This window comes from Capnocytophaga sp. oral taxon 864 (assembly GCF_002998835.1).
GTDB classification, from domain to species: Bacteria; Bacteroidota; Bacteroidia; order Flavobacteriales; family Flavobacteriaceae; genus Capnocytophaga; species Capnocytophaga ochracea.
Map to the genome: position 1 here is coordinate 816,618 of NZ_CP027232.1, position 14,165 is coordinate 830,782.

The window sequence follows — 14,165 nt, forward strand, 5'->3', positions numbered from 1 at the left end:
GGCAAAGCTTGAAACTTTGCCAAAGTATGTGAAGCAACAAAAAAAGCAATGTACATCTTCTGCACATTGCTTTTTTTATTTATTACTTCTTATTTCTTATTTGTAAAGATTGCGAAGTTCTTTGGCGGTATCCACCATTGCGTGAAGAGCTGCTTTGGTTTCTGGCCAGTGACGCGTTTTGAGTCCGCAGTCGGGGTTTACCCACAATTGCTCTTTTGGCACTACCGAAATAGCTTTCTTCATCAAGTTGGTCATTTCTTCTTGTGAAGGTACGCGTGGTGAGTGAATGTCGTATACTCCAGGTCCTATTTCGTTAGGATATTTGAAGTCACCAAATACATCGAGGAGTTCCATTTGTGAACGTGAGCATTCTATGGTAATCACATCGGCATCCATATCGGCGATAGCTTCAATCATATCGTTGAACTCAGAATAGCACATATGGGTGTGGATTTGAGTTTCGTCTTTCACACCTGAGGCTGAAATGCGGAACGCTTTGATTGCCCAATCGAAGTAGGCTTTCCACTCGCTCTTGCGCAAAGGCAATCCTTCGCGGATAGCTGGTTCGTCAATCTGAATAACTTTGATGCCCGCTTTTTCGAGGTCTACTACTTCATCGCGGATTGCTAAAGCTATCTGCAAACAAGTTTCAGAACGCGGTTGGTCATCGCGTACAAACGACCATTGCAAGATAGTCACAGGTCCTGTAAGCATACCTTTTACTGGTAATTTAGTAAGCGATTGTGCGTATTTGCTCCAGCGTACAGTCATTGGTTCTGGACGTGAAATATCACCAAAGATAATCGGTGGTTTTACGCAACGTGAACCGTAGCTTTGTACCCAACCGAATTTGGTAAAGGTGTATCCTTTGAGCAATTCGCCAAAGTATTCCACCATATCGTTGCGCTCAAACTCTCCGTGTACGAGTACATCGATATTGGTATCTTCTTGGAAACGGATAGACTCTTCAATTTCTTTTTCCAATAACTTGTCGTATTCAGCTTGAGTGAGTTCTCCTTTTTTGAAGCGAGCACGCCAGCTGCGTACCTCGTCGGTTTGAGGGAATGACCCAATAGTAGTTGTAGGGAAAAGAGGTAAGTTTAACGCTTTGTGTTGTGCTACTTTACGCTCGTTGAACGGACTGTGGCGCACATCGTCTTTGGCTGTGATGTTGTTCACGCGCTCTTTCACTTTGTTGTCGTGGATAAGCGGTGAAGTTTTACGTGTTTCAGCTGCTTTTTTGTTTTCTTCAAAAACGGCTTTTACCTCAGGAGTTATGTGACCTGTAGCAAGAGCTTGCAAAGTAGTTACTTCTTTTACTTTTTGTTTAGCAAAAGCCAACCATTGTTTGATTTCAGGGGTAAGCACTTTCTCGTTGTTTTCGAGTTCGAGGTTGCAAGGAGAGTGCAATAAAGAGCAAGAAGTAGCTATCAATAGGCGATCAGCCCCGATAGCTTCTTTAGCTTTCTCAATCAATGCTAATGAGTGTTCGAAGTTGTTTTTCCAAATATTACGTCCATCTACTACTCCAAGCGATAGTTTTTTATCGGCAGGAAGTGCTTTGAGCACTTTGTCAAGCTGAGCCGCTGCGCGCACTAAATCGATGTGCAATACATTGAAAGGCAATGAAACAGCTAATTCGGTATTGTTATCCAATGCTCCGAAGTAGGTAGTGAGGATAAATTCGGTAGTAGGGAATTTGCTTCTTAGCTCGGTATATACTTTTTTGTATACATCGGCAGCGCCTTCAGGAAGGTCGAGAACTAAGTAAGGCTCATCTATTTGAATAGTTTTAGCACCTGCATCTACTAAACTTCGTACGATTTGTACATACACAGGTAATAGACGCTCAGCCAAGTCTAAACGGTGGAAACCTTGTTCTTTTTCTTTACCGAGAAGCAAGTAAGTTACCAAGCCGATAAGTACAGGTTTAGTATCGAAACCGTGTTTTTTAGCTAAGTTATACTCTTGCAAAGGTTTGTTTACAAGAATTTTGAAAGATTGGTCTTTAGTAAATTCGGGTACGATATAGTGGTAATTGGTATCAAACCATTTGGTCATTTCCATAGCAGTAATATCGATACCATCTTTTTGATAGCCACGTGCCAAAGCGTAATAACGTTCTAAATCACGCAAATGTTTAATTGGTGTAAAACGCTCAGGAATAGCGCTTACTGTAAACGAAAAGTCAAGCATTTGGTCATAAAGAGAGAAGTCGTTAGAAGGAATCAAATCTACTCCTGCTTCTTTTTGTAGTGTCCAGTTATGTACACGAATATTTTCAGCCACAGCTAAGAGTTCTTCTTCTGATATTTTACCAGCCCAGAAAGACTCATTGGCTTTTTTAAGTTCTCGTTTTTCACCGATACGAGGATAACCTAATACGTTTGATTTCATATATTTTTATTGAAATTTTAATTGGGCGCAAAGATATGAAAAATAGTATCGGTACACAAATTTTTAATAATAAAACTTGTGTACCGATATGAATTTAGAATATTTTCCTAAGAATAAACTTCAAAACAGAAAAGCTAAAATAATTATCTGTAGTTTATTGTAATACTTCTTTTACTTTATCGGCGGCTTCTTGGAAGAGGATTGCTGAATGAACCGCTAAGCCTGAATTGTCTAATATTTCTTTAGCAAGCTCGGCATTCGTACCCTGCAAGCGCACGATAATAGGCACTTTGATAGCGTCGCCCATATTTTGGTAGGCATCTACTATCCCTTGTGCTACACGGTCGCAACGCACAATACCACCAAAGATATTGATGAGGATAGCCTTCACATTAGGGTCTTTGAGGATAATACGGAAAGCAGCTTCTACGCGTTTAGCATCGGCGGTACCTCCTACATCAAGGAAGTTAGCAGGTGAACCCCCCGCTTGTTTAATCAAGTCCATCGTAGCCATTGCCAAGCCTGCACCATTTACCATACAGCCCACGTTACCATCGAGAGCAACATAGTTGAGTCCTACCGCTTTAGCTTCTACTTCTACTGGGTTTTCCTCACGCGTGTCGCGATAAGCCGCATACTCAGGGTGACGGAAAAGTGCATTGTCATCAAGAGTTACTTTGGCATCTACTGCCATTATTTTATTATCAGAAGTTTTTAGAACAGGGTTAATTTCAAACAAGCTAGCATCAGAAGACACATAAGCATTGTAGAGTGCTGTTACGAACTTCACCATTTCTTTTTGAGCGTCACCAGTAACTCCTAAGTTGAAAGCAATCTGGCGAGCTTGGAAAGGCAAGAGCCCTACGGCAGGGTCGATTTCTTCGGTGAAGATAAGGTGAGGTGTTTTTTCAGCTACTGCCTCGATATCCATTCCGCCTTCGGTAGAATACATAATCATATTTTTACCTTTGGCACGGTTCAATAGTACCGACATATAGAACTCTTTGGGTTCGCTTTCTCCAGGGTAATATACATCTTCGGCGATGAGCACTTGATGTACTTTTTTTCCTGAGGGGGGCGTTTGAGGGGTAACGAGTTGCATACCTATAATTTGAGAAGCTATAGGCTCTACTTGGTCTAAACCTTTGGCTAACTTAATGCCACCGCCTTTTCCGCGCCCTCCGGCGTGCACTTGTGCTTTTACCACATACCACTGAGTATTAGTGGCTTCGGTGAGTTGTTTGGCAGCCTCTACGGCTTCGGTGGGGGTTTGAGCAACGATGCCACGTTGTACGCGCACCCCAAAACTCGAAAGGATTTCCTTTCCTTGGTATTCGTGTAAGTTCATACGAGAATGATTTGGTAACTATTCGGCAAAGATACGAAACAATTTATTAATTAGCAATAAATAATAAACAATTTTTAGTATTAACTTCTTATCTCTTACCTGAAAGTACCTCTTTCGGCACTCCTCCTTTGTGAAGCATAATGGCAGTTGTTTTAAACTCTACAAAGGCTTTAGTTACGTACAAGTAGCCTTCATAATCGTTGCGCAAGCCCCAAGAGTTTTTCACGATGTAGTACTCACGTCCATTTTGGTCTTTGGCAAGCCCTACGATGTGCATTGCGTGGTCATCGGTAGTTTGATAATTGTCAAAATCACGCTGACGCATCTCGGGGGTGATGGTTCTTTCGGCAGTGGGAGGATTAGAAAAAAGATACAAGGCTTCCTCATTACTCATCTCACTCACTTCTTTTTCAGGCACAAAAGCCACTCCGTTTTTCCAACTGAAATAACGCTCACTCACATCGGCTGCCCACGCTACCGTATAACCTTTTTTAAGGGCGTTGTCAATGGTTTTAGTGAGGTCTGTCATTGCAATATTGTAAGCATAATCAAAGCTCCAGTTATCGGGTACTGCCATAAATACGTTTTTGTAGAGAGGCTGATCGGCATACGATACCATTTCTATATAGTCGGCAGGATTGATACCTACGCGCTCTTTAGCAAAGCTCTGAGGAGTGTACTTTTTACCTTCGTACATAAAACTTTCGGGCACTGCACCTAAATAGGCATCAATGGTAGCTGTGAAAGCAGGTAGCCAGTTAGGGGTGAGTTTTTTCTTCTTTTCACCATTTCTTATCATTCCTTTTAAAAAGCCTTGTAGGATAGCGTGCAGTTCACCAAAATCATTGCGAGTAGTACCATAGTGCAAGCCTGTATAAACATTTTGAGGTACAGCACCATATTTGGCGTACATATTGATTACATCGTGGAGTTCACCTCCTTGTCCGTAATCCAAATTGCCGTGCATACGCACATATTGTTTAGCTTTTTCGATATAGCAGTTGCGAGCAGTGAAGATTTCGGCAAGATCAATAGGCTTTTTACCCATACGCTTCATCTCACTTTCTATAAACGAAGCCCCTGCATAGCTCCAGCAAGTTCCACTGCTACCTTGGTCTTTCACGTCGGTGCGTTCGAGGTTAATAATGGTAGTAAACTGAAATCCAGCATTAGCCGATTGATTTCCTGCTACCGATCTGATTAGGTCGTCTTGTGCTGTTACTACAAAAGAAGCACACAGCGCTACAAATAATGTAATGTTTTTCATAAAAAAATACTTTATAATGAAGTGCAAAAGTATAAAACAATTGGCAAAATAGCAAATTTGGCATAGTTATCGCTATAAAAAAGTAAATGCTCAAACAATATGAAACATTTATGTCTATACATATTACTTTTATTAGGGGGATTAGTAGCTCAAGCTCAACCTTTTGAAACACGTAAAAAAGATGAAAAGGTAGTCATTCCGTTAGAAAAATCACCTGAGATAGAGTACAAGGGTAGTCCCATCAATCTGCGGGTAGCTCCTAAAAAAGAGAATAATCCCTGGATGAAGATGCCTGAAAAGAGCATTGATTTTACGGGAAAGAGTAATTTGGTACAGCGTAAAATAGAGTTCAAACCTAATTATGAGGTACTCAACGACCATAAACGGGAAGATTACGAAGCCCCAAAAGGCGACCAGTTTTTTGGCGACTTCACCAATAATGGAAAGTTTGTAAATGTATATTGTCGCGACTTCGCAGCTATTGATGGCGATCGAGTGAGTTTATATGTGAATGGAGTAGAAGAAGTTCGCGATATTTTTCTTCTTGGGGAGTTCAGAGGTTTTAAAGTAGAATTGAAACCAGGTTTCAACAAAGTAGAGTTTTTAGCACTCAACCAAGGTGAATCAGGTCCTAATACAGCCGAGTTTATGGTGCTGGACGACAAAGGCAACACCATTATACGCAACCGTTGGGATTTAGCAACAGGCTCGAAAGCACAACTCGTAATTGTAAAAGACCAATAAAGCGAAGAAAATTATTTTTATTTGTTACTTTTTTTAGCTCATATTTTTACAGGAGAATTCCTATAAAGATATGAGCTTTTTTGTTACCTATTACCTCAAAGAAAGTCGCGCTTGTGCAGTAACTTCTTGTGCCACAAAATTTCCTTCTAAAAACTTGTGATACCCTACGATACCTATCATCGCTGCATTATCGGTACAATACTGAAATTTAGGTACAAAGGTTTGCCAACCGTACTGCTGTCCTAAAGCTGTGAGGGCATTGCGAATACCCGAATTAGCCGATACCCCTCCCCCAATAGCCACTTGCTTGATACCTGTTTCTTTTACAGCTTTTTTGAGTTTGCTCATCAGTATTTCCACAATAGTGTGTTGTACCGAGGCACAGATGTCGGCTAAATGTTCAGTTATGAAATTAGGATTTTCTTCAGTGTTTTTCTGTACAAAATAGAGAATACCTGTTTTAAGTCCTGAAAAACTGAAGTTGAGACCAGATATTTTAGGTTTAGAAAAACTGAAGGCTTTAGGGTTGCCCTCTTGGGCGTATTTATCGATGAGAGGCCCTCCAGGGTAAGGGAGCCCTAATATTTTAGCGGTTTTGTCGAACGCCTCCCCTACCGCATCGTCGAGGGTTTCGCCCAGCACCTCCATATCAAAAAAGCTGTTCACCTTCACTATTTGGGTATGCCCTCCGCTGATGGTCATTGCGAGAAAAGGGAACTCTGGTTTCGGCTGACCTTCCTCTATAAAATGTGCCAAAATATGTGCCTGCATATGGTTCACTTCAATGAGTGGGATATCTAGTCCCATTGCCATCGATTTAGCAAACGATGTACCTACTAATAGCGACCCCATCAAACCAGGTCCCCTTGTAAAGGCAATAGCCGAGAGCTCTTTTTTGGTTATCCCTGCTTTTTTGAGCGCTTGAGCCACTACGGGCACTATGTTTTGTAAGTGAGCACGCGAAGCCAGTTCAGGCACTACCCCGCCGTATTGTTTATGCACCTCTTGATTTGCCACCTCATTAGAAAGCACTTTATCATTGCAAAGCACTGAAGCAGAAGTGTCATCGCAAGAAGATTCTATAGCTAATATATAGGTATTTTTCATTCTTTTTCAGTTTAGAGCGCAAAAGTAAGGATTATTTGCTAATTTAAAAAATTGTACTTGATGGTGGTGGAATGGGCGATTAAAATAAAAACTGAAAATTATTTGCTTTATTCGTTTTTTATCTCTACATTTGTAGCCTTAAACAACAAATAAATAAAACACTATGAAAGTAACTTATTTAGGTCACGCTTGCGTGAATATAGACATCAATGGGACTCACTTTCTCGTAGACCCTTTTATTAGCCCAAACCCTTTGGCTTCACACATTGATATAAACTCTATCAAAGCGGATTACATTCTCATTACCCACGCCCACGGCGACCATATTGCCGATGTAGGGGCTATTGCCAAACGTACAGGCGCTCAACTGATTACCAATCCTGAAATTCTCGCTCATTACGAAAAATTAGGGCTTAGTGGTCACGCAATGAACCTCGGAGGCTCTCACCGCTTCGTAGATGGCAAGGTAAAAATAAAGATGATTAAGGCAGAACACTCATCTTCCTTCCCCGATGGTTCTTATGGAGGCAATCCTGCTGGTTTTTTGATTGATTACAACGATAATACTATCTACATTTCAGGAGATACCGCCTTACATTACGATATGAAAATTATTCCTCACCAATACAAGGTGAATTTAGCTATTTTTCCTATCGGCAACAACTATACAATGGGCGTACGCGATGCTCTTACAGCGGCTCGTTTTGTAGAGGTAGGCAATGTGTTAGGTGTGCATTACGACACCTTCCCTGTAATTAAAATTGATAAAGAAGCGGCTAAACGCAAATTCAAAGACGACCACCGTCGCTTACACCTCTTAGAAATAGGTGCTACTCTTGATTTAGAGGATTTGAACATCAGCACGCTTTAAGAAATCTTATCACACGAACTTTGCCAAAGCCATAGAACTTTGGCAAAGTTTTTTTTTATACCTAAAATATCAAAAATTTGCTAATTTACTAATCTACAAATTGGCTAATTAACAAATTATTCTTACTTTTGCGCCGTTTTTACAAAAGCAAAATATTTTAAACGGAAACAATGAAAAAACTTATCGCTTGCTTATTATCCAATCTTTTACTTTTTACCTCTTACCTCTTACCTCCTACCTTAGAAGCTCAGTCTTTCCAGGTCGCAATGCCTCTCAACACTAAACCTTTGCTCGCAGGTAATTTCGCTGAATTGCGTCCCAACCACTTTCACGGTGGCATCGACCTAAAAACCGAAGGTCGTGAAGGATTGCAGGTGTTTGCTGCCGAAGATGGCTATGTGTCTCGTATCAAAGTAAGTCCTTACAGTTATGGCAAAATGTTGTTTATTACTCACCCCAATGGTTATGTAACTACTTATGGGCATTTACAAAAGTACGCTCCTGAAATAGAAGCTTACGTAAAGCAAAAACAATACGAAAAGCAAAGCTATGATATCGATATACTTCTTCCCGAAAAACAATTTGTCGTAAAAAAAGGCGATTGGATAGCTCTCAGTGGTAATACGGGCGGAAGTAGAGGGCCACACTTGCATTTCGAGGTACGCGATATTCACAATAACGGTTGGAATCCTCTGCTTTTTGGTTTTCAAGAAATACAAGACACCACTCCTCCTGATGTATTGCTTGTATATGCTTATTCACTAAGTGATGACGCACAAATAGATAACACTCAGTTACCACGTCAGCTCAATAAAAATAAACAGATAGACGGCACTTACCTCACCGAGAAAGTTAATGCGATTGGCACCATAGGTTTTGGTATTTTGGGCTATGACCGTCAAGATGAAACAATGCATCGCAATGGTATTTACAAGGTGAGTTTACTTCTAAACGGAGAGACCCAGTTAGAAACTGTCTTTGATAAAGTAAACTATGACGAAACACGTTACCTTAATGCACTTATAGACTACGAACGATATGCACAACACAAAGGGTTTGTACAGCTTTTGTACAAATTGCCTAACAACAAACTCGAATCAGTATATCCTACCTTAAAACCTAATAAAGGTTATCTTACTATTGAAGAAGGTAAACAATACACTGTATCTATTATTGCAGAAGACTTTAAGGGGAATACCACTAAAATCAATATTCCTATTGAAGGCAAACGAGAGCCTTTAAAAACAGCTCAACCAGAACCTAAAGGCAATAAGCAAGTAATTGCTACTCGTGATAATTATTACGAAATGGAATACGGAAGTGTATACTTCCCCGAAGATACTTTTTATAAAGACTATTTGATGAATATTACTAGCACTAAAGATACTTTAACCGTGGGTAGTTCGTTCATTCCTGCTCAAAAGTTCTTTACTATAACTATCAAAAGTGATACTTATGCCAATGAAGATACTTCTAAGGTATTTATAGCTCGTTCGAACGGGGGCTATGAACCAACGGTCTATAAAGATGGTGTGTTTACAGCCAAATCGCGTAACTTAGGAAAGTTCTATTTGCGTAAGGATACTATTCCGCCCACTCTTAAGGCAGTGAATTTTAGGAACGGAGGCATTGTGAAAGGTAATACTCTCAAGATTTTAGTAAACGATAATCTTACGGGATTTGAATCTTGTTCTGCCACCCTAAATGGGCAGTGGATTCTTTTTGAATATGAACCTAAAAACCGATGCCTCACCTTTCATTTCAGCGATATTGATACTACCCAAACCAATAGATACGAACTCATTGTAAACGCGAAAGACAGAGTAGGCAACATAGGAACTCTGAAAGCCAACTTTACAAAACTAACGACAAACAATTAACGACTAATAACTAATAGCTATATGAAACATATCATTTTTACAGAAAAAGCGCCAGCACCCATTGGTCCTTACACACAAGCCGTGAAAGCTGGCAACACACTCTACGTATCAGGACAAATACCGGTAAATCCTGCAACAGGAGAAGTAGTAAAAGGCATAGAAGCCGCTACCAAACAAGTAATGGAAAATCTCAAAGCTATCCTTACCGAAGCAGGAGCTACTTTTGAGAATGTAGTAAAAACCACTATTTTCTTAGCCGATATGGGGCAATTTGCGGAAGTAAATGGCGTATATGCACGCTATTTCAACGAGGCAACAGCACCTGCACGCGAAACCGTACAAGTAGCACAATTGCCTAAATCCGTAGAAGTAGAGATTTCTTGTATTGCTGTATTGTAGTGATGCTGTGTAGAGACAAAAAATCCCCGCAAGACTTGCAATAAGTTTTGCGGGGATTTTAATGTTTTAAGTGTTTTTAATTCCTTTTAAAGCCTTTTCTTCAATTTCTTTAAAGCGTTTAAATGATTGGTATCTTTCTTCATTCTGATATAGTTTTTTTAAAACCTCTCTGTACTTCTTTTGTTCTAAAAGATATTCTAATGCATCAAAAAAAGAGTTTGCTTCTTCCATTTTTCTCATTGATAAAGCCTCTTCTTGTAACTTTTGAAATCTACTATACATTCCATAAAGAGCTCTGTTCTCACTTAAACTTTTTATAACAGACTCATAGTCGTTTTTCTCTAAAAGTTCTTCTAACGAATCAAAGTAATTTTTAGCTTTTACTTGCTGAATATTACCTACTATTTGATCTTTAATCAACTTGAATTCTGGTAAAAAACCAAACTCGTCCTCTTTTTGTTCTAATAACATTAGAGCTTTTTCAGGCATATTCTTATCCCTCAGTTTCTGAACCTCTTCAAAGAAATTTTGAATATTCTTTTCATTTGCTTCTCTGAATGATGTAATGTCAGAGGTGAGATTAGATTCTTCTCTTTTTTCTTTTGGAGTAGTTTCTACTCCATCAGAAGAAAGCTCTCCTTTTAAAGCTTCTTCTTGAAATTTTAAACGCATATAGGCTACTTGTATTACACAGGGGATAGTAACTCTATAGGCAGGAGAAGCTATATCTAAAAGTGTCCATAAACCTGTAACTATCCAGCCTATAGGACCTAAAGCTACCCCTAACGTTCTTGTTAAAGTAGCATTTCCTGCAAATGACAATCCTCTACCTAATAGACTTCTTGCAACAGCATTCGCTACAATTACAGCCATTTTGTAGGTTCCAAAGCCTCCTACTCTAAGTAAAGCAAGTGCTCCTGCAGTCATAGCTTGTTTAGTTCCTACTATTTTTCCTGCATTCATTTCATTAAGAAAGTCTTTCAATTCTTTCTCTGACATTTCTTCAATAGCTTTTTGCATAATAGATTGCAAAATGTATTGCTCTATAAGTTCTACACTATTGTCAGAATTGAAATTTACCTTTTGCTTCTTTGCTACATCATCTAGTATTTCTCTATAAGAAACTCCAGTGCCACGAAGTCCATTCGCAAAAGTATTTCCTCCATAGTGTTGTAGCTCTTCAGCTATTAGTTTCCACATCATAGGTAAACTATGTGGATAATACTTTTTGTATGCTTCAGTTCCTGTCAAAGTTTCTGAAACACGTAAAACACCATTCTTGTCTTTGGTTAAGTAATCTACTAATACTTGCAAGTCTTCAGTACTGCAATATTGTAGAAATTCTAAGTTTTTGTCTTCTAAATATGCCATTTGATTATATTATCGATTAAACTCTGATTTAGAACTCGGAACTCCATTTGATAGGTAAATAGTTGTTTTATAACCATTAGTTATTTGAAATGAAGGAATTCTTAAAAAGGTTTCATTTCTCATTGTTCCAACTTTTACCTTAATAGTAAAAGTTCCACACTTGTTTTTAGGTATGGAATATACCCTTTGCCCGTTTTGGTTAATAAATTCTGTATGGAAAATAGAATTATAACCGTTTTTTGTAGTCATTATTTTTATATTAGAAGGGCTTCTAAAGTTGTTTATTACAATTAACTGTGCTTGAGCCATTCCTTTTAAAGCTAATAAGAAAAATAATGAGCTTAATAGAATTTTACGCATTAAATAAATTAATTTTAGATAACTCCTACTATTTAAAGGTATTTCGGAAAGTACCTATTTTGCTCCCTTCGGATAGAGCCTTTGTCGTTCATATAAGCGCATAAAAAAACGCGGGCACATTCCTTATACTTTTATAGAAGCCCGACCAAAGGCAGTAACTAAAGCAAAAGGAATGCCCACGCTTATAACGTAGGCATTTCCACTTCTACTTCCCTTTAGTTACTTTAATAAAAATGGTCGTTTTCTATAAAAAGGAAAATGTAAAGCGAAACGCTAATTTATGTCTTTATGTAAGTGTTTTTTCTGTTTCTTTTAAATAGTGTTTAAATGATTTTTAAATTCGCTACAAATGTACAACTAATTTTTAATTGTACAATTTTTTGGTGCATATTTTTTAGGTACGAGCTACAAGCTCGCACTAGCAAAGGATAAATTGAAACTTGAACAAATGATGAAGGGAGGAAGTCGCAAGGGTAGATGGGTAAATTAAGGAGGTTGCTTATACAAGGCTTAAAGGATAAACGAACAATGAGTGGGTCTACAGTGGCTCTACAGTGGCTCTACAGTAGCTCTACAGTGGCTCTACAGTGGCTCTACAGTGGCTCTACAGTGGGTCTACAGTGGCTCTACAGTGGCTCTACAACGAACAAAAGACGAACAATGAACGAAGATAAGGTGAAGATAAGGTGAAGATAAGAGGAAGATAAAATAGAGGCAAGGTGAAATTAAAATGGAGCTTGATAAAATCAGAATTGTAGCGTTTTTGAAAAAATAATTTTTCTTGCTTCATTGTTAATTACTGATTATTTTGTACTTTTGTCGCTTTGAGTGCTAACCATTGTTTACTGATGAAAAAACAAATTACCAATACTGTACTAATGGTGCGCCCTGTGCGCTTCCGTATGAACGAAGAAACCGTTGTGAACAACTATTTCCAAGAGGAAATGGATTTGAAGAACGAGGAAATCAATCGCCAAGCGCAACAAGAGTTTGATGCCTTTGTGCATAAACTACGTGAGGTAGGAGTAAAAGTGATTGGCGTAGACGATATTTACGAGCAAAACACTCCTGATTCGGTATTTCCGAATAATTGGATTACCTTTCACCAAAATGGCAACGTAGCAATTTACCCTATGTTTGCTGAAAATCGGCGTCGTGAGCGTCGTGAGGATATTTTGGACAAGGTAGAGGAAGAAGGTTTTCTCATCGAAAATGTGTATGACTATACTGATGCTGAGCAAGAAAACATCTTCTTGGAAGGTACGGGGGCTATGGTGCTAGACCGTGTGCATCGCAAGGCTTATTGTGCGCTCTCGCCCCGCGCTGATGAGGAACTATTTATTGAGTTCTGTGAAGATTTTGAGTATACGCCTGTAATTTTCAAAGCTTACCAAAAGGTAGATGGTAAGCAAGTACCTATCTATCATACCAATGTGATGATGGCTTTAGGTGAAAATTTTGCGGTGGTGTGTTTAGATACCATCACCGACAAAAGTGAGCGCAAGAACCTTTTGCATCACCTAAAAGAAGACAAGAAAGAGATTATCAGCATCACCCCTGAGCAGATGTGTCAGTACGCAGGCAATATGCTACAAGTGCAGGGTAAGGACAATACTTATTTGGTGATGAGTGATGTCGCTTATAACGCCCTTACCCCTCAACAGATACAGACGATTGAGAAATATACCCAGATACTCCACAGCAATTTAGAAACTATTGAGACTTGTGGAGGAGGCAGTGCGAGGTGTATGCTAGCAGAAGTGTTTAATCCACGTAATTAGGTAACAAGTAAAAAAATGGACAAAAAAGAATATATTAAAAGTAAAATTAGAGATATTAAAGATTTTCCTAAAGAAGGAATTATCTTCAAAGATATTACACCATTACTAATGGATGTGAAAGCAGGGCAATATGTAATAGACCTGCTCGTGGAGAACCTGCACGGACAGAAAATAGACAAAGTAGTGGGTATGGAAAGTAGGGGTTTCTTCTTCGGAATGTTGCTTGCACAACGATTGGGGGCTGGCTTTGTACCAGTGCGCAAAAAGGAAAATTACCTTACAAAACCCTCTCGCAAACCTACGATTTGGAGTACGGACAAGACGTATTGGAAATTCACGCAGACGCTATTGTGAAAGGTGAAAAAATCCTTATTCACGACGATATCCTCGCTACCGGTGGTACTGCTGAAGCGGTAGTAAAACTTGTAGAACGCCTCGGTGGCGATATTGTACAACTAGATTTCTTGATGGAACTCCATTTTCTGAACGGCAGGGAGAAACTCAAAGGACACCCTGTGTATAGCATTTTATAAGAATTAGAAGTTAATAATTAGAGCGAAACCTAAATCTCAACTGCTAAAATATAACTTCTGTATTTCAGCAGGTTATATTACATTAAGTGAAAAAATGTGTTAAATAA

The 14,165-nt window shown here is 39.0% G+C and carries 12 protein-coding genes and 1 pseudogene; 7 read left to right on the plus strand and 6 right to left on the minus strand.

Going from position 1 to position 14,165, the window contains the following annotated elements; translation table 11 throughout:
• Window positions 1-96: 96 nt before the first annotated feature.
• The 3 genes from metE to C3V44_RS03710 all read right to left on the minus strand — a co-directional run bounded on the left by metE (window position 97) and on the right by C3V44_RS03710 (window position 5,012).
• Window positions 97-2,397, minus strand: coding sequence for a 5-methyltetrahydropteroyltriglutamate--homocysteine S-methyltransferase (metE, locus tag C3V44_RS03700; protein WP_106095572.1), 2,301 nt, complete (start codon window positions 2,395-2,397; stop codon window positions 97-99).
• A 154-nt stretch (window positions 2,398-2,551) separates the two neighbouring features.
• Complete coding sequence (gene sucC / locus C3V44_RS03705) at window positions 2,552-3,745, minus strand: ADP-forming succinate--CoA ligase subunit beta (RefSeq protein WP_106095573.1); 1,194 nt, start codon at window positions 3,743-3,745, stop codon at window positions 2,552-2,554.
• Window positions 3,746-3,833: 88 nt separating this feature from the next.
• On the minus strand, window positions 3,834-5,012 hold the full coding sequence (locus C3V44_RS03710) for an aminopeptidase C (RefSeq protein WP_106095574.1): 1,179 nt from the start codon (window positions 5,010-5,012) through the stop codon (window positions 3,834-3,836).
• A 99-nt stretch (window positions 5,013-5,111) separates the two neighbouring features.
• Here C3V44_RS03710 and C3V44_RS03715 point away from each other — a divergent pair, with 99 nt between their 5' ends.
• Complete coding sequence (locus tag C3V44_RS03715) at window positions 5,112-5,756, plus strand: hypothetical protein (protein WP_106095575.1); 645 nt, start codon at window positions 5,112-5,114, stop codon at window positions 5,754-5,756.
• 90 nt (window positions 5,757-5,846) lie between these two features.
• On the opposite strand, the gene tsaD is transcribed toward C3V44_RS03715, so the two are convergent.
• Complete coding sequence (tsaD, locus tag C3V44_RS03720) at window positions 5,847-6,863, minus strand: tRNA (adenosine(37)-N6)-threonylcarbamoyltransferase complex transferase subunit TsaD (RefSeq protein WP_106095576.1); 1,017 nt, start codon at window positions 6,861-6,863, stop codon at window positions 5,847-5,849.
• 163 nt (window positions 6,864-7,026) lie between these two features.
• On the opposite strand from tsaD, the gene C3V44_RS03725 reads away from it, so the two are divergent.
• From C3V44_RS03725 to C3V44_RS03735, 3 genes are all read left to right on the plus strand, one after another.
• Complete coding sequence (locus tag C3V44_RS03725) at window positions 7,027-7,734, plus strand: metal-dependent hydrolase (RefSeq protein ID WP_048747968.1); 708 nt, start codon at window positions 7,027-7,029, stop codon at window positions 7,732-7,734.
• A gap of 170 nt (window positions 7,735-7,904) precedes the next feature.
• The gene (locus tag C3V44_RS03730) at window positions 7,905-9,614 is read left to right on the plus strand and encodes a M23 family metallopeptidase (RefSeq protein ID WP_106095577.1); all 1,710 of its coding nucleotides are present in this window, start codon (window positions 7,905-7,907) and stop codon (window positions 9,612-9,614) included.
• A 21-nt stretch (window positions 9,615-9,635) separates the two neighbouring features.
• The gene (locus tag C3V44_RS03735) at window positions 9,636-10,013 is read left to right on the plus strand and encodes a RidA family protein (protein ID WP_106095578.1); all 378 of its coding nucleotides are present in this window, start codon (window positions 9,636-9,638) and stop codon (window positions 10,011-10,013) included.
• 66 nt (window positions 10,014-10,079) lie between these two features.
• Here the strand turns inward: C3V44_RS03735 and C3V44_RS03740 are convergent, their stop codons facing one another.
• On the minus strand, window positions 10,080-11,384 hold the full coding sequence (locus tag C3V44_RS03740; protein WP_106095579.1) for a DUF3944 domain-containing protein: 1,305 nt from the start codon (window positions 11,382-11,384) through the stop codon (window positions 10,080-10,082).
• A gap of 9 nt (window positions 11,385-11,393) precedes the next feature.
• A complete protein-coding gene (locus C3V44_RS03745) occupies window positions 11,394-11,744 on the minus strand; it encodes a hypothetical protein (RefSeq protein WP_106095580.1) in 351 nt (116 codons plus the stop codon).
• Window positions 11,745-12,272: 528 nt separating this feature from the next.
• Between C3V44_RS03745 and C3V44_RS12045 the strand changes: the two genes are divergently transcribed.
• The 3 genes and pseudogenes from C3V44_RS12045 (at window position 12,273) to C3V44_RS03755 (ending at window position 14,058) form a co-directional block, all read left to right on the plus strand.
• Complete coding sequence (locus tag C3V44_RS12045) at window positions 12,273-12,434, plus strand: hypothetical protein (RefSeq protein WP_164996606.1); 162 nt, start codon at window positions 12,273-12,275, stop codon at window positions 12,432-12,434.
• 158 nt (window positions 12,435-12,592) lie between these two features.
• The gene (gene ctlX / locus C3V44_RS03750; protein WP_106095581.1) at window positions 12,593-13,525 is read left to right on the plus strand and encodes a citrulline utilization hydrolase CtlX; all 933 of its coding nucleotides are present in this window, start codon (window positions 12,593-12,595) and stop codon (window positions 13,523-13,525) included.
• A gap of 15 nt (window positions 13,526-13,540) precedes the next feature.
• A pseudogene (locus tag C3V44_RS03755) lies at window positions 13,541-14,058 on the plus strand (adenine phosphoribosyltransferase).
• Window positions 14,059-14,165: the final 107 nt, after the last annotated feature.

Bases quoted from the DNA above. Each gene is read 5' to 3' on its own strand.
- C3V44_RS12045 (WP_164996606.1), top strand. From the start codon at position 12,273: ATGAGTGGGTCTACAGTGGCTCTACAGTGGCTCTACAGTAGCTCTACA.
- C3V44_RS03715 (WP_106095575.1), top strand. From the start codon at position 5,112: ATGAAACATTTATGTCTATACATATTACTTTTATTAGGGGGATTAGTA.
- C3V44_RS03745 (WP_106095580.1), bottom strand. From the start codon at position 11,744: ATGCGTAAAATTCTATTAAGCTCATTATTTTTCTTATTAGCTTTAAAA.
- C3V44_RS03735 (WP_106095578.1), top strand. From the start codon at position 9,636: ATGAAACATATCATTTTTACAGAAAAAGCGCCAGCACCCATTGGTCCT.
- tsaD (WP_106095576.1), bottom strand. From the start codon at position 6,863: ATGAAAAATACCTATATATTAGCTATAGAATCTTCTTGCGATGACACT.
- C3V44_RS03740 (WP_106095579.1), bottom strand. From the start codon at position 11,384: ATGGCATATTTAGAAGACAAAAACTTAGAATTTCTACAATATTGCAGT.
- sucC (WP_106095573.1), bottom strand. From the start codon at position 3,745: ATGAACTTACACGAATACCAAGGAAAGGAAATCCTTTCGAGTTTTGGG.
- C3V44_RS03710 (WP_106095574.1), bottom strand. From the start codon at position 5,012: ATGAAAAACATTACATTATTTGTAGCGCTGTGTGCTTCTTTTGTAGTA.
- C3V44_RS03730 (WP_106095577.1), top strand. From the start codon at position 7,905: ATGAAAAAACTTATCGCTTGCTTATTATCCAATCTTTTACTTTTTACC.
- ctlX (WP_106095581.1), top strand. From the start codon at position 12,593: ATGAAAAAACAAATTACCAATACTGTACTAATGGTGCGCCCTGTGCGC.
- metE (WP_106095572.1), bottom strand. From the start codon at position 2,397: ATGAAATCAAACGTATTAGGTTATCCTCGTATCGGTGAAAAACGAGAA.
- C3V44_RS03725 (WP_048747968.1), top strand. From the start codon at position 7,027: ATGAAAGTAACTTATTTAGGTCACGCTTGCGTGAATATAGACATCAAT.